Origin of the sequence: Skermanella aerolata KACC 11604 (genome assembly GCF_000936425.1) — a bacterium.
GTDB classification, from domain to species: domain Bacteria; phylum Pseudomonadota; class Alphaproteobacteria; order Azospirillales; family Azospirillaceae; genus Skermanella; species Skermanella aerolata.
Map to the genome: position 1 here is coordinate 69,336 of NZ_AVFK01000005.1, position 16,660 is coordinate 85,995.

Sequence of the window (16,660 nt, forward strand, 5' to 3'; positions counted from 1 at the left end):
CCCTTGACGGGCATTCTTGGTGCCGCAGCATACTCCCTACCCGGCCCGGTATGGAATGCTCCGGCGTATATCTTCCGCGGCACTTCGCCCCGTTCCCAAGCGTTCCGCAGCCGCCAACCCATTCCGAGTGCAACAGACGAATGTCCAGCGCCCTGATCCTGCTGACCGGCCACCGGGAAGCCCCCTACCTGATCGATTATCTGCGCGGCTACAGCACCACCCTGCCCATCATCCACGCGACCGACCTGGAGGACCTGGAGCGGGAATGCCTGCCCGGCCGCGTGCTGATCGCCTTCTGCACGGCGGTCATCGTGCCGGTTGGCCTGCTCGACCGGCTGGAACGGCCTGCCTTCAACTTCCATCCGGGACCGCCGACATATCCGGGCCGGCACCCGGAAAGCTTCGCCGCCTATGATGGCGTCACCCGTTTCGGCGCCACGTCGCACGTCATGGTGCCTCGTGTGGACGAGGGGCCGATCGTCGGAGTCGAGTGGTTCGACGTGCCGCCGGGAACCGGGCAGATGATGCTGGCCGACCTGGCGTTCCAGGCGACCTTGCGGCTTTTCGCCCGGCAGGCGCCGATCATGGCGCTGTCGCTCCAGCCCATGAAGCCGATCGCGGAGCGCTGGTCCGGCCGCAAGACCTGCCGGCGCGACTACGACCGGATGACCGACCTGCCGCCGGATATCGACGCCGCCGAGTTCGACCGGCGGCTCCGGTCGTTCGGCGAAGATCCGGAAACGCGGATCACCGTCACGCTGCACGGCCGGCGCTTCGTCCTGGAACAGGAGGTCTGAGCCCCGTCATGCGGCTGTGCTTCATCGACCTGATGCCCTGGGACTACGACGCCGATACGCCGTACGAGCGCCCGCTCGGCGGGATGCAATCGGCCGCCTGCCACCTGACGGCGGCCCTGGCGGCGGCAGGGCATGAGGTGGCGCTGGCCACCCATACGACGCGGTCGGGCCGGCGGCGCGGCGTCGAATGCCTGTCGCTCGACGGGCGGGAGGGGGTCGAGCGCCTTCGCGGGACGCGATGGGACGCGGTCGTGTCCCTGACCGCCATCCCCGGCGCGGTGCGCGATCTGATGCCGGCGGGCGTTCCGGCTTTTCTGTGGACCGGACATGCCGAGGATCAGCCCGCCGTCCAATGCCTGGGCGATCCAGCGGTACGCGACGGTTGGGACGGCGTGGTGCTGGTCAGCGAGTGGCAGCGCGGGCGCTATGGGGAACGGTTCGGCTTGGCGGGCGAGCGGACGGCCGTGATGCGGAACGCCATCGCGCCTGCCTTCGAAAACCTGTTTGCCGATGCGGATGCCCTGGCGCGGGCCAAGATGAGCGATCCGCTCCTGCTGGCCTATACCTCCACTCCGTTCAGGGGACTGGACCTGCTAACCGGCATGTTCCCGCTGATCCCCCGGCCCTGCCGGCTGCAAGTCTTCTCGGATATGGGGACCTATCTGACCGGTCCTTCGGACAGCCAGTTCCAGGCGCTCTACGACCAGTGCCGGAGCACGCCCGGCATCGAGCATGTCGGCACGCTGCCGCAGCCAGACCTTGCGGAGGCTCTCCGCGCCGCATCGATCCTGGCCTATCCCTGCACTTTCCCGGAGACCGGCTGCATCGCGGCGCTGGAAGCGATGGCCGCCGGCTGCGCCGTGGTCGCCAGCGACCTGGGAGCCCTGGCCGAGACGACGGCAGGTCACGCCCTGCTTGTCGATCCAGGTGAGGACTGGAGCAGCTTCGGCGCCCGTTACCTGACGGCGCTGGACCTTGTCATGGCGTCTGTGCTGTCGCCCCCCGGCATCGAGCGGCTGTGGCGACAGGTCCGGTTCGTCAATGAAACGGCCACCTGGAGGACACGGGCGGGAGAGTGGGCCGGCTTCTTCAAGCAGCGGACGGACTAAAGGTTCAAAATGTCGCAGGCTGTTTAAATAGTGAAACACATTTGCATAAAGTCGCCTCGCTGAAGCAATATCCGCCCGCGTATGGGAGGAGTTCCCCCGACACGCCAAAGGATCGAATCACCGCTCCAGTAAGAAGAAGGCGTTCCATGACCGGTCGTTATGAAGAGCTTCACACCCGCTCCATCTCGGACCCCGAAGGCTTCTGGGGCGATGCCGCCAGCGAGATCGACTGGATCAAGCCCTGGGATAGCGTTCTCGACAGCTCCAACCCGCCTTTCTACCGCTGGTTCAAGGGCGGCGTGCTGAATACGGCCTATAATGCCGTAGACCGCCATGTCGAGGCCGGGCGCGGCGACCAGGCCGCCATCATCTACGACAGCCCCGTCACCCAGACCGTCCAGACCATCACCTATTCCGAACTGCTCGACCTGACCGCGCGGGTCGCCGGGGCGCTGCGTGCCCTTGGCGTCGCCAAGGGCGACCGGGTGATCCTGTACATGCCGATGATCCCGCAGGCCGTCGTCGCCATGCTGGCATGCGCCCGCCTGGGCGCCGTCCATTCCGTCGTGTTCGGCGGCTTCGCCCCGCATGAGCTGGCGACCCGCATCAACGACAGCAAGCCCAAAGCCATCATCACCGCGTCCTGCGGAATCGAGGGCAGCAAGGTGCTGCCGTACAAGCCGCTGCTCGACGCCGCCATCGACCATTCGGACCACAAGCCCGATCATGTCGTCGTCTTCCAGCGTCCGCAGGTGACGGCATCCCTGGTCGAGCCGCGCGACGTCGATTGGGAAACGGTCACTGCCGCCGCAGCGCCGGCCGAGGTCGTGCCGGTGGAAGCGACCGATCCGCTCTATATTCTCTATACCTCCGGTACGACCGGTCAGCCCAAGGGCGTGGTCCGCGACAACGGCGGCCATGCGGTGGCGCTGAAGTGGACCATGAGCAACATGTATGACATCAAGCCGGGTGAGGTCTTCTGGGCCGCTTCCGACGTGGGCTGGGTCGTCGGACATTCCTATATCTGCTACGCCCCGCTGCTGCACGGCGCCACGACCATCGTGTTCGAGGGCAAGCCGGTCGGCACCCCCGATGCCGGCACCTTCTGGCGCGTGATCCAGCAGCACAAGGTCGCGGCGCTGTTCACCGCCCCGACGGCGTTGCGCGCGATCAAGCGCGAGGACCCGGACGGCAAGCTGATCCCCAGCTATGACCTGTCGAGCCTGCGCACCCTTTTCCTGGCCGGCGAGCGGTCGGACCCGGACACGCTGCACTGGGCGGAAGACCACCTGAAGGTCCCCGTGGTGGACCATTGGTGGCAGACCGAGACCGGCTGGTGCATTTCCGGCAACCCGCTGGGCATCGAGCGGTTCAAGATCAAGTACGGTTCGGCGACCAAGGCGCTGCCGGGCTGGGACGTACGGGCGCTCGACATTTCCAACAACGAGGTCAAGCGCGGCGATATCGGCGCCATCTCGGTCAAGCTGCCGCTGCCTCCCGGCACGCTGACGACGCTGTGGAACGCCGACGCGCGGTTCGTGAAGTCCTACATGACGGACTATCCCGGCTATTACCAGACGGGCGACGCCGGCTTCATCGATGACGACGGATACGTCTACATCATGGCCCGTACGGACGACATCATCAACGTCGCCGGGCACCGCCTCTCGACCGGCGCGATGGAAGAGGTCCTGTCGTCGCACAAGGACGTCGCGGAATGCGCCGTGATCGGTGTCGCCGACCAGCTCAAGGGTCAGGTGCCGCTGGGCTTCCTGGTCCTGAAGAACGGCGTCGATCGCGACCATGCTGTGATCACGAAGGAAGTGGTCCAACTCGTCCGTGACGAGATCGGTCCGGTCGCGGCCTTCAAGCTCGCCATCGTGGTCGACCGCCTGCCCAAGACTCGCTCCGGCAAGATCCTGCGCGGCACCATGCAGAAGATAGCCGACAGCGAAACCTACAAGCTGCCGGCGACGATTGACGATCCTGCCATCCTGTCGGAGATCTCCGAAGCGCTGCAAGGCATCGGCTACGCGAAGCCCAGCATGGCGTGAGGTCGGGGTCGTCGAAAAAGGGCCGGAGAGTTTTAGCTGGTCCGGAGCGTTAGTCAGCGCGTCGATGTTGGGCCACGGCCCAACCTACAGGCTCTTGCTTCGTAGGTTGGGCCGTGGCCCAACATTTTTGCTTTCGCGCACCGTCATTTTTTTGACAAACAGGAGTCGTCCCCTGGAATAAGGCAACCGGTAGCCGTGTTCGTAGGTATGAGTTTCGGCTCATGGCTCGGGACCCGGCAACGGAACGGAACTTTCCCGACCTTTCGAAGGTTCCGCCTGAATTATCCACCAACCGGATGACGCAGTGAGCAGATTCGGGACTGAGCTGGAAGTACAGATCGCGTCGCTTCGGCGCTATGCGCGGGCGTTGCTCCGTGACAAGAACGATGCGGACGATCTGGTCCAGGAATCGCTGGCGCGCGCGCTGTCGCGTGCCGATCGGTTCAAACCTGGGACGAACCTCCGGGCCTGGCTATTCACGATCATGCACAATGTGCACGTGAACCAGGTTCGCCAGAAGATCTCCAGGCCGGATGAGGTGCCGGTCGAAGAGCACGAGATGCGGCTGATCACTCCAGCCCGTCAGGAAACCAGCCTCGAACTGCGCGACATGTCGCGGGCTCTGGCCGAACTGCCCGACGAACAGCGTCAGGTTCTGCTGCTGGTGGCCCTGGAAGGGTTGAAGTACGACGAGGTCGCAACAGTTTTACAGATCCCGATCGGTACCGTGATGTCCCGGCTGAGCCGGGCGCGCGAAGCGGTCCGGATCAAATTGTCGAATGAGGGCGGAGTACCTCTCCGCCGGGTCAAGTAGGACGATGATATGGTGGCGCGACCCGTCGATGACCGCGATCTGCATGCTTACGTTGATGGCCATCTGGACTCCCAGCGGCGCATCGAGGTAGAGGCTTGTCTGGCGGAAGACCCGGCTTCGGCCGAGCGGGTAAATGCCTACAGAAGCCAGATAGACCAATTGCATGAGCTTTTCGACGACGTGCTGCGAGAACCCGCGACGCCGGCCATGGACGATCTGCAAAACCGGCTGTCGGGGCAGATCGCAGGCAACGACAACTACCGGCGCGGCTGGCTGCGCTCCCCCTTCGCCCGGATGGCGGCAGCGGTCGTGCTACTGCTAGCCGGTGGAACCGGCGGGTGGGTGCTGCGCGATCCGGAACCGACAGTGGTCGAAAAGCAGCAGCCGCCGCTCCAGAGCTTCGCCCAGGAAGCCGTTCAGGCCCATACTTTCTACGCGTCGGACAATCGTTTCGCGGTCGAAATGGGTGGCGAGGACAGAGGAGCACTTGATAGCTGGCTGTCGGAACGGCTGGGACGCCGGATCTTTGGCCCCGATCTGTCCAGTGCCGGTTTCCGGCTGATCGGCGGAAGGTCGCTGCCGACCGCGACGGGCGTCGGTGCCCAGTACATGTACGAGAACGATGGCAAGCGTCGCCTGACGCTGTTCGTCGGTACGCCGAAGGCCGGGCAGGAAGCGGCTTTCAGCTTCGTCCAGAAGGGCGACGTGTCGATGTTCTACTGGGTCGAGGGATCGATCGCCTATGCGCTGATCGGCCGGTTGGACCGCGATCAGTTGATGAACATCACGCAGACCGTCTATCGCGAACTGAAGATCCGCAACGTTCCGCCGGCTCCTCCCCCTGCCGCTCCGCCGCCGCCCGAGGCCGCCAAGCAGCCCCCCGCTGCCCAGCCGGTCGGGGACGTTAAGCGGAAGGACATGTAACCTGCGGCCGATGCAACCAACCTGCTTGACTGCGGTGATTTGACACAATAGGCTCCGGTTCATCGCTCGAGTTGAGCAGGCGAGGCAATAAAGAAAGAGGGCCGCACCAAGCGGCCCTCATCTTTTTTTGCCCCCCAGGTTCTTCGGGCCAGACTCTTCGGGGAGGAAGAACGGCGCAATGTCCGACAGCCCGTTTTTGAAGTTCGATACGCTGAGCCTGCACGCCGGACAGCAGCCCGATCCCACGACAGGCGCCCGCGCCGTCCCGCTTTACCAGACGACCTCCTACGTTTTCCGCGATACCGACCATGCGGCGGCTCTGTTCAACCTGGAGCGCCCCGGTCACATCTACAGCCGGATCTCCAACCCGACGGTGGCGGTGCTGGAAGAGCGGATCGCGGCGCTGGAGGGCGGCGTCGGCGCCGTCTGTACCGCCAGCGGACAGGCGGCACTGCACCTTGCCATCGTCACGCTGATGGGCGGTGGCGGGCACATCGTCGCGTCCAAAGCCATCTATGGCGGCAGCCACAACCTGTTCACCCATACCCTGCCCCGCTTTGGCATCACGACCAGCTTCGTCGATCCGCGCGATCCTGCGGCATTCCGCGCCGCGATCAGGCCGGAAACCCGGCTGGTCTTCGCCGAGGTGATCGGCAACCCCGGTCTCGAGGTGCTGGACCTGCCGGCGGTCGCCGGGATCGCGCATGCGGCCGGAGTGCCGCTGATGATCGACAGCACGTTCACGACGCCGTACCTGTGCCGGCCGTTCGAGCATGGCGCCGACATCGTCATGCATTCGGCGACCAAATGGCTGGGCGGACACGGTGTCGCCATCGGCGGTGCGCTGGTAGATGGCGGCGGGTTCGACTGGGAGGGTTCGGGCAAGTTCCCGACGCTGACCGAGCCCTATGCCGGCTACCATGGCATCGACTTCGCCGAGGAATTCGGTCCGGCGGCCTTCATCATGCGGGCGCGGGCCGAGGGTCTGCGCGACTTCGGCGCCTGCATGAGCCCGACCAACGCCTTCCAGATCCTTCAAGGGGTCGAGACGCTGCCGCTGCGGATGCGTGCCCATGTCGACAATGCCCGCAGGGTGTCGCAGTTCCTGGAGGGTTCCGATGCCGTCGCGTGGGTCCGCCATCCCGACCTGCCCAGCCATCCCGATCATGAATTGGCGAAGCGGCTGCTGCCCAACGGCGCCGGATCGATCGTCACGTTCGGCATCAAGGGCGGGCGCCCTGCGGGCCGGCGGTTCATCGAGGCGCTTCGGCTGTTCTCCCATCTCGCCAATGTCGGCGACGCCAAGTCGCTGGTGATCCATCCCGCCAGCACGACGCACCAGCAGATGGATGCCCAGGCGCTGGCCGATGCCGGGATCGGCGAGGAATTGATCCGCCTGTCGGTCGGACTGGAAGACGCGGGCGACCTGATCGCCGACCTTAAGCAGGCGCTGCGCGCCTCGCAGAAGGGTTGATCGGCCATGGAACTGACCGTTTCAGGCAACACCGTGTTCGCCTCCACCGGCGGGAAGGCTCTTGACCGCAGTCTGCCGCTGACCGTGCTGATCCATGGCGCCGGCATGGATCATTCCGTCTGGAGCCTTCAGACGCGCTATCTCGCCCATCACGGGCGCTCGGTGCTTGCGGTCGATCTGCCGGGCCATGGACGCTCCGCCGGAGAGCCCCTGGCGTCCATCGCTGAGTTGGCCGACTGGGTGCCGAAGCTGATCGATGCGGCGGGGTTCGAACAGGCGGCGCTGGCCGGCCATTCGATGGGGGCGATTACGGCGCTGGAGACCGCGACGCGGCATCCGGAGCGGGTGCGGGCGCTGGCGCTGCTCGGCGTCGCAGAGCGGATGCCGGTCCACCCGGACCTGCTGGCCTCGGCGGCGGCCAACGACTACAAGGCCATCGCGATGGTGATCGGCTGGGGCTTCGGCACCCATCGCGGCGCTTCGGCCGCCCCCGGCCTGTGGCAGATCGGCACAGGGCTGAGGCTGATGCAGCAGGCGCGTCCGGGAGTGCTCGCCAACGATCTGGCGGCCTGCGATGCCTGGAAGGGAGTGCCGGACATCCGGTGTCCGGCGACCCTGATACTGGGAGCGTCCGACCGGATGACGCCGGCCAAGGCCGGCCGGGCGCTGGCGGGGAAGATACCCGGTGCGCGGACCGTGGTTCTGAACGGCTCCGGCCATATGATGATGGTCGAGGAACCGGATGCGGTGACGGACGCGCTGATGTCGGGAATTTGATACCAGGAGCCGAAGAGTTCGACCGGCGCTCCGGAGATGTTGGGCCACGGCCCAATAAACACGGTCCACAACTCCTGCATGAGACGCAAGCTACATTAGGCGCAGCAGGGCGATGGCGGCGACCCCTGTTGCCATAGCCGCCAGGAAGTTGCCGCTCAGCCGGGCGACTGCCAAGGTCAGCAAGCCAGCGATCCAGCCGGCCGGGCCGGAGTTAAGCACCAGCGGTGCGCATAGGGCGGCGAAGACGGCACCGGGGATCTGGCCCAGCCAAACCTCCAGGAAGCGTGACGGGCGCATGCGCTGGATCAGCCAGAAGCCGCCGGCCCGGGTGGCGTAGGTCGCGAGCCCCATCAGGGCGATGACGGCGACACCTTGGTATTCACCGAACATGGCGCAATGCTCCCACCAGAGAGCCGGCCAGTGCGCCGCCCAGGATGTACCATGTTCCGGGCACGTAACGTTCCATGACCAAGGCCACGGCGGCGGCGACGATCCAGGGGATCAGGTCCCCGCGCCCGCGCCAGAACCCGGCGAGCAGGGCCACGAAGAAGGCGGTTCCCAGGAAATCGATGCCGTAACGGTTCAGGTCCGGCAGCATCTCGCCGAAGATGCGGCCCAGGATCGTGCCTGTGTTCCAGAACAGGAAGAGCGTCAGGCCGCTGCCGAGCAGGAAGGCGGCGTCACGCCCACCGTTGCGGATATCGGCAACGCTGAGGCCCCAGGATTCGTCCGTCATGAAGTACAGGCTGCCATAGGCCTTCCAGGGCGGGATGTGCTTCAGCCACGGTCCGAGCGTCGCCCCCATCAGGATGTGGCGCGCGTTGATGACGAGCACGGTCGCGATCAGGGCGCCGACGGGGAGCGGATCGCCCCATAGTTCGACCGACAGGAACTGCGACGCGCCGGCGAAGACCCAGGCGCTCATCAAAGCGGTTTCCAGCAGCGTCAGGCCGTTCTGTCCCGCGAGGAAGCCGTAGAAGACGCCGAACGCCAGCCCGCCGGTGGCGACGGGGAGGGTCCGCAAGGCCCCGGCAGCGATACCGGCGCGCGTGAAGAGGACGGGCGTGCTGTTTGTTTCAGACATTTGCAAACGCTGTTTTTAAAATAAGCTTACACGTCGGGGCGCGGATTTAAGCGGTTCATGCTAATTAGGTCAACATCGTTGTCATTTAACGCGGCGTATGCCTGACATGTGCGGGATCGCCATCCGGTCCAGGATGAAACGCATCAGCCGTTCGGCCGCCGGGGTTGCCGCGCCGAACCGGGAAACCAAGGCGATGGAGCTGTCTGGTAGCGTCGGGAAGCCTTCGTCCGGCGTCAGCACCCTCATGCCCGGCAGGATCGTGCTGCGCGCCAGCGCCGTGACTCCCAGTCCGGCGACCACGGCCGCCTGGAGGGCGGAGACGGCGGCGCTGGTGCAGCGGATCTCCCAGGAACGTCCCATCTGCCCGAGTGCCGCGAGCATGAAGCGCCGGTAGAGGCAGGGTGCCGGCGAGACCGCAAGGGGGACCGGTCCTTCCATTACGTCCACCCAGTCGGCCTTCGCGACCCAGTGGAGCGGTTCGCGCCAGATGGTGGTGCCGGGGTCTTCGCCGGGGACGTGCTTCACCAGCACAAGGTCGAACAGCCCCGCCTCGACGCCGGATTGAAGGACGGCGGATGAGTCGACCGTGATTTCGGGCGTGACCGTCGGGAAGGAGCGGGTGAACTCGGCCAGGATATCGGCGAGGAACTGGGACGCGAACTCCTCCGCCGTGCCGAGCCTGACGGTACCGCGCACGGGCGGCATCACCAGCCTTCCGACCGCCTCGTCGTTGATCGACAGGATACGCCTTGCATAGCCCAGCAATTGTTCACCAGCGGGAGTCGGGACGACGCTGCGGCCGCTGCGGTCGCACAGGCGGGCGCCGACCAGATCTTCCAGACGCTTGATCTGGACGCTGACGGCGGACTGGGTCCGGCCCAGCAATTCACCGGTACGGGTGAAGCTGCCGGTATCGACCAGCGTCGCGAAGGCCCTGAGCAGGTCGACGTCGAGGTTTGGTGGCGGCGGAGTATGACGGACGGGCATGCGGCTGATTAACCTTTTGAATTTTGGCAATTTTCCCGCAGGCCGTAGGCTTTTCTCCGATGACGACGTGCTTGCACAACAACGGCGATCGGGAACCCGGAGTTTCAATGTTCGAAAAATTCGCATCCGAAATGGTTGCCCTGCCCGGCGGTGACCTGATGGTCGCAACCGGCGGCAGCGGCCCGCCCCTGCTCCTCCTGCACGGCTATCCCGAAACCCACGCGGCGTGGCACCGTGTCGCCCCGGAGCTTGCTGCGCGCTTCACCGTCGTCATTCCCGATCTGCCCGGCTACGGCGACAGTTCCGCCCCGCATGACGGCGACTACTCCAAGCGAGCCATGGCGCGAACGATGGCGGACCTGATGGCGGCACGGGGCTTCGACCGTTTCGCCGTGGCGGGGCATGACCGGGGCGGCCGGGTGGCCTATCGTCTGGCGCTGGACCATCCGGACAGGATAACGCGGCTGGCGGTGCTGGACATGGTGCCGACGCTGGATATGTGGGAAATGATGGACGCCGACATGGCACTGGCGGTGTACCATTGGCTTTTCCTTGCGCAGCCCGACGGGCTGCCGGAAGCGGTGATCGGCGCCGGTCCCGACGAGTATCTGCTAAGGACGGTCCGGGGGTGGTGCGCCGACCCCGACGCGATCGACCCGGCCGCCTTCGAAGAATACCGGCGCTGCTTCAGGAAGCCCGGCGTCATCCATGCCGTATGCGAGGACTATCGAGCTGGTGCCGGCATCGACCGGAAACACGACGCGGCGGACCGGGAGGTAGGCCGCCGTATCTCCTGTCCGGTCCTGGCGCTATGGGCCAGCCATGGCACCGACGGGCGTCCCTACGATACGCTGGAGATCTGGCGCCGCTGGGCGGATGACGTGACGGGCCGGGAAATCGCAAGCGGGCACTTCCTGCCGGAAGAGGCGCCCGGCGCCGTTCTTGCGACATTGCTGAGCTTCCTGGATCGGCAGACACGGTGTATGACGGGAGGCGAAGACACGGCAGGGGAGCAGCTGATGTGACTACGGATATCGACAGCCGGGACAAGTACCGGCATTTTCTAGCCATCCCGACGCGCTGGATGGACAACGACATCTACGGCCACGTCAACAACGTGGTCTATTATTCATATTTCGACACGGTGATAAACGAGTACCTGATCGCGGAGGGCGGCTTCGACATCCACAAGGCGGCGATCATTGGCGTCGCTGTCGAAACGATGTGCAAGTTCAGGAAGTCGCTGGCTTTTCCGCATATCGTCGATGCCGGGCTGCGGGTTGGGAAGCTGGGGAACTCGAGCGTTCGTTACGAGGTCGGATTGTTTGCCGCCGGCGATGTGGAAGTCGCCGCGACCGGTCATTTCGTCCACGTCTTCGTCGAGCGGGCGACGATGAAGCCGGTACCGATCCCAGATCCCTTGCGCGCCTGCATGGAGCGTCTGCTGACCGCTTGACGGCAGGTGCCGACCAGACAGGCGCCGGCCAAATAAAAAGGCGCCCCGCCTTTCGGTGGGGCGCCGATCCAAAAGGCCGGACTTACCCGGTCCTTACGCGGCCTGGGGCTGCTCCTCCGTCCGGCTATGTTCGATCGCCTGAGAAGGCGCCGCCGCTGCGATCTTGATCGTGCGGGGCCGCGCTGCCTCGGGGATCTCCCGGACGAGTTCCACATTCAGGAGACCGTTCGCCAAATTCGCGCCAGTCACTTTGATGTGGTCGGCTAGCTGAAAGCGGCGCTCGAATGCCCGCCCGGCAATGCCGCGATAGAGGTATTGGCCGTTCTCCGGATCCTTCTTAGTTTTACCGGTAATCACCAGCAGATTTTCCTGCGAAGTGATGTCCAGATCCTCCGGACCGAAGCCGGCGACCGCCATGGAGATACGGTAGGCGTCGTCGGACAGCTTCTCGATGTTGTACGGGGGATAGGACAGGGCGGCATCGTCGACCTTGAGCGCGGACTCCAGGATACGGGTCATGCGGTCGAAGCCGACGGAAGAACGGAACAACGGCGAAAGATCATAGGTGCGCATTTCATACCCTCCAAAGAGCGATACAAGCGTCGGAATTCACCATCATGGTCGAACTCCGGTTTCTTCGTGGGGCGGACCCTGTTTCGGCGTCCTTCCCACGGAAACTGAGATAATCACGCCGAAATCGGGTTCAAGAGGGTGATCGTCGAGAAAATTTCGCCGCATTCATTGGGCGCGTTTGGGTTGGCCGGCGCGCCTCATCAGTTATTAACCTCGGACTGGGACGATCGATCATGGCACTTATGAATCCCGAAACGGGAGAGCGAGTGAGCGGCCCTACTGCATTCTTCAATCGCACTTACGACGAAACGATGGCCCTGCTCATCGAGGCGCGGAACTACATCGCCTACAACGAGCAGTCCGACCAGCGCGGCCTTGACCCTCAGATCCGACTTCAGGTCAGCTATGAGTCCCTGCGGGTCACGAGCAGGCTGACCCAGGTGATGGCATGGCTGCTGGCGCAGAAAGCCGTCCATGCCGGCGAACTCACGCAGGAACAGGTCGCGACCGACGAGTACGCGCTGTCCGGCGGCGATGTTTGCACCGACCCGTCAGGTCCCGACAACGAGGAACTGCCCGCCGGCCTTCGCAGCCTGCTGGAGCGCAGCCATAAGCTCTACATGCGGGTCGCCCGTCTGGACGAACAGGTCCGGCGCGCCGTCGCGTAAGCGACGGCGCCGTGCTCCGACCAATTCATTCATGATTTAAAAACGCGAAAAAGGCGTTCCGTAGATGGAACGCCTTATCACGTCAGACCCTGAAGTACTGGGACCACAATACCGCAAGCGGTGTCCAGGGCCTGACGCCCTGGAGAGGCTTACTTCTTGAGGCCGAAACTGCCGAAGCGCTTGTTGAACTTGGCGATCTGACCGCCGGTGTCCAGCAGCTTCTGGACGCCCGTCCAAGCCGGATGCGACTTCGGATCGATGTCCAGGCGCAGCGTATCGCCGGCCTTACCATAGGTGCTCCGGGTCTGGAACGAGCTACCGTCGGTCATGACGATATTGATCTCGTGATAGTCCGGATGGATCTCTTTTTTCATAGCTGCAGTCCCCGAAAACGAGCGCGCCTTATAGCGGACCGGACGTGTCGGCGCAAGGCGGATCTCGATGCGGGGAGATGATTCTCGTACCGTTGTGGAGCTGCGGATATGACGCGGGCGGCGCACCTTGTTGCCCGACAGACGCCTTGCTATACCAGTGAAGGCTATTCCCGTCTCCTTAAACACAGGTACCCTCCGGGTGTTTCGTGCATCTCCCCAAGTCGAGGCGACCCAGAAGCCTGCGATCGGCGCCGATCCCGTGACGGCGGCTCCGCGCCGGGATCTCAGCCCCTTGCGCCGCCTGGTACCGTTCCTGACGCCATACCGGACCGCCATCGCAGGCGCGTTCCTGTCCCTGACGGTGGCGGCGGGCACCGTTCTCGGTCTCGGCGCCGGCCTGCGGGCTCTTGTCGACCAGGGGTTCGCCGCCGGCAACCCGGCCCTGCTCGACAAGGGCCTGCTGGTGATGCTGGCGGTCATCTGCATCCTGGCGGCCTCCACGTATGGCCGCTTCTATCTGGTGTCGTGGATCGGCGAACGGGTCGTGGCCGACCTGCGGCGCGCCGTGTTCGACCATGTCGTGAAGCTGAGTCCGTCCTTCTTCGAATCCACCCGGACCGGCGAGGTGCTGTCGCGCCTGACCACCGATACCACCGTGCTCCAGGTCGTGGTCGGTTCCACGGTATCGATCGCGCTGCGCAACATGCTGCTGCTGATCGGGGGTTCGGTCATGCTGCTGTTCACCAGCGCCAAGCTGACGGGACTGGTGTTCCTGGTGGTCCCGCTGGTGGTGTTCCCGATCGTCATCTTCGGGCGCAAGGTCCGGAAGCTCTCGCGCGAAAGCCAGGACCGCATCGCCGATGTCGGCTCCTTCGTGGACGAGGCGCTGGGCGCCATCCGGACCGTGCAGGCCTATGGGCACGAGAACGCGGAGCGGCGCAACTTCGCGGACCGGGTCGAAGGCGCGTTCGACGTCGCGGTCCAGCGGGTGCGGACCCGTGCGGCGCTGACCGTGATCGTCATCGTCCTCGTCTTCACCGCGATCGGCACCATCCTGTGGGTCGGCGGCCACGACGTGCTGGCCGGCCGCCTGAGCGCCGGCGATCTCAGCGCCTTCGTGTTCTACGCTGTAGTAGTGGCGGGGTCGGTCGGCGCCATCAGCGAGGTCGTCGGCGACCTTCAGCGGGCGGCGGGCGCCACCGAACGGCTGTTCGACCTGATGGCGACAGAACCGGAAATCACCGCGCCGGCCAACCCGGCTCCCCTGCCCGTTCCGGTCAGGGGAGCGGTCGCCTTCGACGCGGTCCGCTTCCACTATCCGTCACGCCCCGACGACGCGGCGCTGGACGAGTTCAGCCTGTCGGTGGCGCCCGGCGAAACAGTGGCGCTGGTGGGACCCAGCGGCGCCGGCAAGACGACGGTCTTCCAGCTCCTGCTGCGTTTCTACGATCCGCGTCACGGCCGCGTCCTGCTCGACGGCATCGATATCCGGACGGCCGATCCAGCGGAAGTCCGTGCCCGGATCGGTCTGGTGCCGCAGGACCCGGTGATCTTCTCGACCAGCGCCCTGGATAACATCCGCTACGGGCGGCTGGACGCGAGCGACGAGGAAGTCCGCGCCGCCGCCGACGCCGCCCATGCGCTAGAGTTCCTGGAGCAGCTGCCGGACGGCCTGAACACCTATCTCGGCGAGAAGGGCGTACGTCTGTCCGGCGGTCAGCGCCAGCGCGTCGCGATCGCCCGAGCCATCCTCCGCAATCCGCCCGTCCTTCTGCTGGACGAGGCGACCAGCGCGCTCGACGCGGAGAGCGAGCGAGTCGTTCAGGAAGCGCTGGAAAGGCTGATGAGGAACCGGACGACGCTGATCATCGCTCATCGCCTTGCGACAGTGCTCAATGCGGACCGCATCGCGGTAATGGAGCAGGGAAAGCTGGTTGCAACCGGGACGCATACGGACTTGATCCGCCAGGGCGGTTTGTACGCGCGCCTTGCGTCCCTCCAGTTCGACCGGCGCGACGACGACCGGGCCGCTCTTGCCTTGCCGGACGTTGCAGAGTAAGTCTTTGTCATGGTTGACACTCGCCCGACAGGTCCGAATACCCATCTCCCCGTCCGCACCGACGGCGGCGGCAGTGCGCGAGCGCACGCCGGACGCTCGGTAGAGGAAGCGCGGCCGCGCCGTTCGCATTCCGGCCGGGTGCCGACGCTCAAGCAGCTCGCCTCCCTGGTGGTGGACGGTGTCCTGACGCTGCCGCCCTATTACAGGCGCGGCATGTATCTCGACCTGCTGGTTTAGGTCAGCTCCCGCTCCTCAAGCTTCCTCCGGCGTCAGGCGCCTGCATCCCCTATGCTTTCCCAGAAAGCCAAGTACGCCCTCCGTGCCTTGCTGATGCTCGCCGAACAGCCGGACGCCGACATGGTGATGATCGCGGACATCGCGGAACGTGAGAACGTGCCGCGCAAGTTCCTCGAGGCGATCCTGGTCGATCTGCGGAAGCGCGGTCTACTGGACAGCAAGCGCGGCAAGTATGGCGGCTACCGGCTGGCGAAGCGCGCCGAGGATATTTCCTTCGGCGAGATCATCCGCATCGTCGACGGTCCGCTGGCTCCCCTGCCCTGCGCCAGCAAGAGCGGGTTTCGCGCCTGTGCCGATTGTACCGACGTGAACAGCTGCTCCGTCCGCTGGTTGATGCTTCAGGTCCGCGATGCGACGGCGGATATCCTGGACAACTGTTCCCTGGCGGATGCGCTGAAGCACCGGCAGGCAACCGGCTTGCTTCCCGCGCAGTTCGAGATCTGACGCCGTCGCCCGACGCATAGCAACGGTGCTTCAGCTTGCGGATACCGGCTCAGGCCTTTCGTGACGCAAGCTTCGGAACCATGTTTAATGAAGACCTGTGATGTGGGCTCCATGCCACAGAGCTTTTTAGGTGACTGGTTCAGGAGTACGGGGCATGCCGCGAGTTTACCGACGTCCGTTTGACTGGCGGGCAATACAGCTTGGCCTTGTTCTCGCGCTCGTCTTGACGCTTGGATCAGCAAGTTCAAGTCTGGGCAATTCCGGGATACTCCAGAAATTCTTCGGAAGCTACACGGGGCAAAGCATTTCCCTGGCCGACCAAGGCCTGAGCGAACGCGATCTCGCCGTAACGATCAAGCCCTATCAGAACGAGGGCTTCTCGCTGGACTGGACCACGATCACAAAACGGGCGGACGGCAAGTCGAAGCACCAGTCCTACTCGGTCGCCTTCGAGCCGACACCACGCGAGGGCATTTACCGTGCGGCCCAGCGGCGCAACATGTTCGGCCATTTCACGCCGCTCGATCCGATGGCGGGCGAGCCTTATCTTTGGGCGCATCTGAGCAACGACACGCTTACGGTCCAGGCTCTGATCATCACGGAAGACGGCGGATATGAGATCCAGACCTATGAGCGCCGGCTGGCGCCCCATGGGCTGGACCTCACCTTTTCCCGCATCGCGGACGGCAAGATCCTGAAGACCATCAACGGCGTGCTCCGCAAGGCGGAAGGCGCGAAGTGAGCGCCATCCGGTCGGTCGGGCCTGCGC

At 64.9% G+C, this 16,660-nt stretch carries 19 protein-coding genes; 14 read left to right on the plus strand and 5 right to left on the minus strand.

All coding sequences use genetic code 11. The features are described 5' to 3' along the window. Positions 1-140: 140 nt before the first annotated feature. From N826_RS08390 to N826_RS08420, 7 genes are all read left to right on the plus strand, one after another. Entirely contained in the window at positions 141-797 is a 657-nt protein-coding gene (locus tag N826_RS08390) for a formyltransferase family protein (RefSeq protein ID WP_044427621.1), read from the plus strand. Between the two features lie 8 nt (positions 798-805). Next, positions 806-1,906 carry a glycosyltransferase family 4 protein gene (locus N826_RS08395; protein WP_044427623.1) on the plus strand — a complete coding sequence of 367 codons (1,101 nt, stop codon included), beginning with the start codon at positions 806-808 and terminating at the stop codon, positions 1,904-1,906. A 146-nt stretch (positions 1,907-2,052) separates the two neighbouring features. Further along, positions 2,053-3,960 carry a propionyl-CoA synthetase gene (locus N826_RS08400; RefSeq protein ID WP_044427625.1) on the plus strand — a complete coding sequence of 636 codons (1,908 nt, stop codon included), beginning with the start codon at positions 2,053-2,055 and terminating at the stop codon, positions 3,958-3,960. Positions 3,961-4,264: 304 nt separating this feature from the next. After that, positions 4,265-4,774 carry a sigma-70 family RNA polymerase sigma factor gene (locus N826_RS08405; RefSeq protein WP_044427626.1) on the plus strand — a complete coding sequence of 170 codons (510 nt, stop codon included), beginning with the start codon at positions 4,265-4,267 and terminating at the stop codon, positions 4,772-4,774. Between the two features lie 9 nt (positions 4,775-4,783). Beyond that, positions 4,784-5,698, plus strand: a complete 915-nt coding sequence (locus tag N826_RS08410; protein WP_044427629.1) for an anti-sigma factor family protein — start codon at positions 4,784-4,786, stop codon at positions 5,696-5,698. A gap of 178 nt (positions 5,699-5,876) precedes the next feature. Beyond that, positions 5,877-7,172: an O-acetylhomoserine aminocarboxypropyltransferase gene (locus tag N826_RS08415; RefSeq protein ID WP_044427631.1), complete on the plus strand. Its 1,296-nt coding sequence runs from the start codon at positions 5,877-5,879 to the stop codon at positions 7,170-7,172. Between the two features lie 6 nt (positions 7,173-7,178). Beyond that, entirely contained in the window at positions 7,179-7,949 is a 771-nt protein-coding gene (locus tag N826_RS08420; RefSeq protein WP_044427634.1) for an alpha/beta fold hydrolase, read from the plus strand. A gap of 90 nt (positions 7,950-8,039) precedes the next feature. Here N826_RS08420 and N826_RS08425 read toward each other — a convergent pair whose 3' ends face one another. From N826_RS08425 to N826_RS42890, 3 genes are all read right to left on the minus strand, one after another. Next, positions 8,040-8,339: an AzlD family protein gene (locus tag N826_RS08425; RefSeq protein ID WP_044427637.1), complete on the minus strand. Its 300-nt coding sequence runs from the start codon at positions 8,337-8,339 to the stop codon at positions 8,040-8,042. Continuing rightward, positions 8,329-9,033, minus strand: coding sequence for an AzlC family ABC transporter permease (locus N826_RS08430; RefSeq protein WP_044427640.1), 705 nt, complete (start codon positions 9,031-9,033; stop codon positions 8,329-8,331). Before N826_RS08430 ends, N826_RS08425 begins: the two co-directional genes overlap by 11 nt. Before the next feature lie 81 nt (positions 9,034-9,114). Beyond that, positions 9,115-10,020 carry a LysR substrate-binding domain-containing protein gene (locus tag N826_RS42890; RefSeq protein WP_044427643.1) on the minus strand — a complete coding sequence of 302 codons (906 nt, stop codon included), beginning with the start codon at positions 10,018-10,020 and terminating at the stop codon, positions 9,115-9,117. Positions 10,021-10,127: 107 nt separating this feature from the next. On the opposite strand from N826_RS42890, the gene N826_RS08440 reads away from it, so the two are divergent. Continuing rightward, on the plus strand, positions 10,128-11,045 hold the full coding sequence (locus N826_RS08440) for an alpha/beta fold hydrolase (RefSeq protein WP_044427645.1): 918 nt from the start codon (positions 10,128-10,130) through the stop codon (positions 11,043-11,045). Further along, positions 11,042-11,476 (plus strand): acyl-CoA thioesterase, encoded by a 435-nt coding sequence (locus N826_RS08445; protein ID WP_044427646.1) that lies wholly within the window; start codon positions 11,042-11,044, stop codon positions 11,474-11,476. The genes N826_RS08440 and N826_RS08445 overlap by 4 nt, the downstream gene beginning before the upstream one ends. 93 nt (positions 11,477-11,569) lie before the next feature. On the opposite strand, the gene N826_RS08450 is transcribed toward N826_RS08445, so the two are convergent. Continuing rightward, positions 11,570-12,049 (minus strand): Hsp20 family protein, encoded by a 480-nt coding sequence (locus N826_RS08450; protein ID WP_044427648.1) that lies wholly within the window; start codon positions 12,047-12,049, stop codon positions 11,570-11,572. A 266-nt stretch (positions 12,050-12,315) separates the two neighbouring features. Here N826_RS08450 and N826_RS08455 point away from each other — a divergent pair, with 266 nt between their 5' ends. After that, positions 12,316-12,717, plus strand: coding sequence for a DUF1465 family protein (locus tag N826_RS08455; RefSeq protein ID WP_052830930.1), 402 nt, complete (start codon positions 12,316-12,318; stop codon positions 12,715-12,717). A gap of 149 nt (positions 12,718-12,866) precedes the next feature. Here the strand turns inward: N826_RS08455 and rpmE are convergent, their stop codons facing one another. After that, positions 12,867-13,091 carry a 50S ribosomal protein L31 gene (gene rpmE / locus N826_RS08460; RefSeq protein ID WP_044427653.1) on the minus strand — a complete coding sequence of 75 codons (225 nt, stop codon included), beginning with the start codon at positions 13,089-13,091 and terminating at the stop codon, positions 12,867-12,869. Positions 13,092-13,350: 259 nt separating this feature from the next. On the opposite strand from rpmE, the gene N826_RS08465 reads away from it, so the two are divergent. From N826_RS08465 to N826_RS08480, 4 genes are all read left to right on the plus strand, one after another. Continuing rightward, positions 13,351-15,150, plus strand: coding sequence for an ABC transporter transmembrane domain-containing protein (locus N826_RS08465; RefSeq protein WP_244619575.1), 1,800 nt, complete (start codon positions 13,351-13,353; stop codon positions 15,148-15,150). 9 nt (positions 15,151-15,159) lie between these two features. Next, the gene (locus tag N826_RS41250; RefSeq protein ID WP_044427656.1) at positions 15,160-15,387 is read left to right on the plus strand and encodes a hypothetical protein; all 228 of its coding nucleotides are present in this window, start codon (positions 15,160-15,162) and stop codon (positions 15,385-15,387) included. A 51-nt stretch (positions 15,388-15,438) separates the two neighbouring features. Beyond that, positions 15,439-15,891, plus strand: a complete 453-nt coding sequence (locus N826_RS08475) for an RrF2 family transcriptional regulator (RefSeq protein ID WP_044427659.1) — start codon at positions 15,439-15,441, stop codon at positions 15,889-15,891. 223 nt (positions 15,892-16,114) lie between these two features. Further along, positions 16,115-16,633, plus strand: a complete 519-nt coding sequence (locus tag N826_RS08480) for a hypothetical protein (RefSeq protein ID WP_052830931.1) — start codon at positions 16,115-16,117, stop codon at positions 16,631-16,633. The last annotated feature ends 27 nt before the right edge of the window (positions 16,634-16,660 follow it).

Excerpts from the sequence above, each read along its gene's own strand:
- N826_RS08430 (WP_044427640.1), bottom strand. The coding sequence starts at position 9,033 with ATGTCTGAAACAAACAGCACGCCCGTCCTCTTCACGCGCGCCGGTATC.
- N826_RS08420 (WP_044427634.1), top strand. The coding sequence starts at position 7,179 with ATGGAACTGACCGTTTCAGGCAACACCGTGTTCGCCTCCACCGGCGGG.
- N826_RS08390 (WP_044427621.1), top strand. The coding sequence starts at position 141 with ATGTCCAGCGCCCTGATCCTGCTGACCGGCCACCGGGAAGCCCCCTAC.
- N826_RS08440 (WP_044427645.1), top strand. The coding sequence starts at position 10,128 with ATGTTCGAAAAATTCGCATCCGAAATGGTTGCCCTGCCCGGCGGTGAC.
- N826_RS08425 (WP_044427637.1), bottom strand. The coding sequence starts at position 8,339 with ATGTTCGGTGAATACCAAGGTGTCGCCGTCATCGCCCTGATGGGGCTC.
- N826_RS08475 (WP_044427659.1), top strand. The coding sequence starts at position 15,439 with ATGCTTTCCCAGAAAGCCAAGTACGCCCTCCGTGCCTTGCTGATGCTC.
- N826_RS42890 (WP_044427643.1), bottom strand. The coding sequence starts at position 10,020 with ATGCCCGTCCGTCATACTCCGCCGCCACCAAACCTCGACGTCGACCTG.
- rpmE (WP_044427653.1), bottom strand. The coding sequence starts at position 13,091 with ATGAAAAAAGAGATCCATCCGGACTATCACGAGATCAATATCGTCATG.
- N826_RS08400 (WP_044427625.1), top strand. The coding sequence starts at position 2,053 with ATGACCGGTCGTTATGAAGAGCTTCACACCCGCTCCATCTCGGACCCC.
- N826_RS08450 (WP_044427648.1), bottom strand. The coding sequence starts at position 12,049 with ATGCGCACCTATGATCTTTCGCCGTTGTTCCGTTCTTCCGTCGGCTTC.
- N826_RS41250 (WP_044427656.1), top strand. The coding sequence starts at position 15,160 with ATGGTTGACACTCGCCCGACAGGTCCGAATACCCATCTCCCCGTCCGC.
- N826_RS08395 (WP_044427623.1), top strand. The coding sequence starts at position 806 with ATGCGGCTGTGCTTCATCGACCTGATGCCCTGGGACTACGACGCCGAT.
- N826_RS08415 (WP_044427631.1), top strand. The coding sequence starts at position 5,877 with ATGTCCGACAGCCCGTTTTTGAAGTTCGATACGCTGAGCCTGCACGCC.
- N826_RS08410 (WP_044427629.1), top strand. The coding sequence starts at position 4,784 with ATGGTGGCGCGACCCGTCGATGACCGCGATCTGCATGCTTACGTTGAT.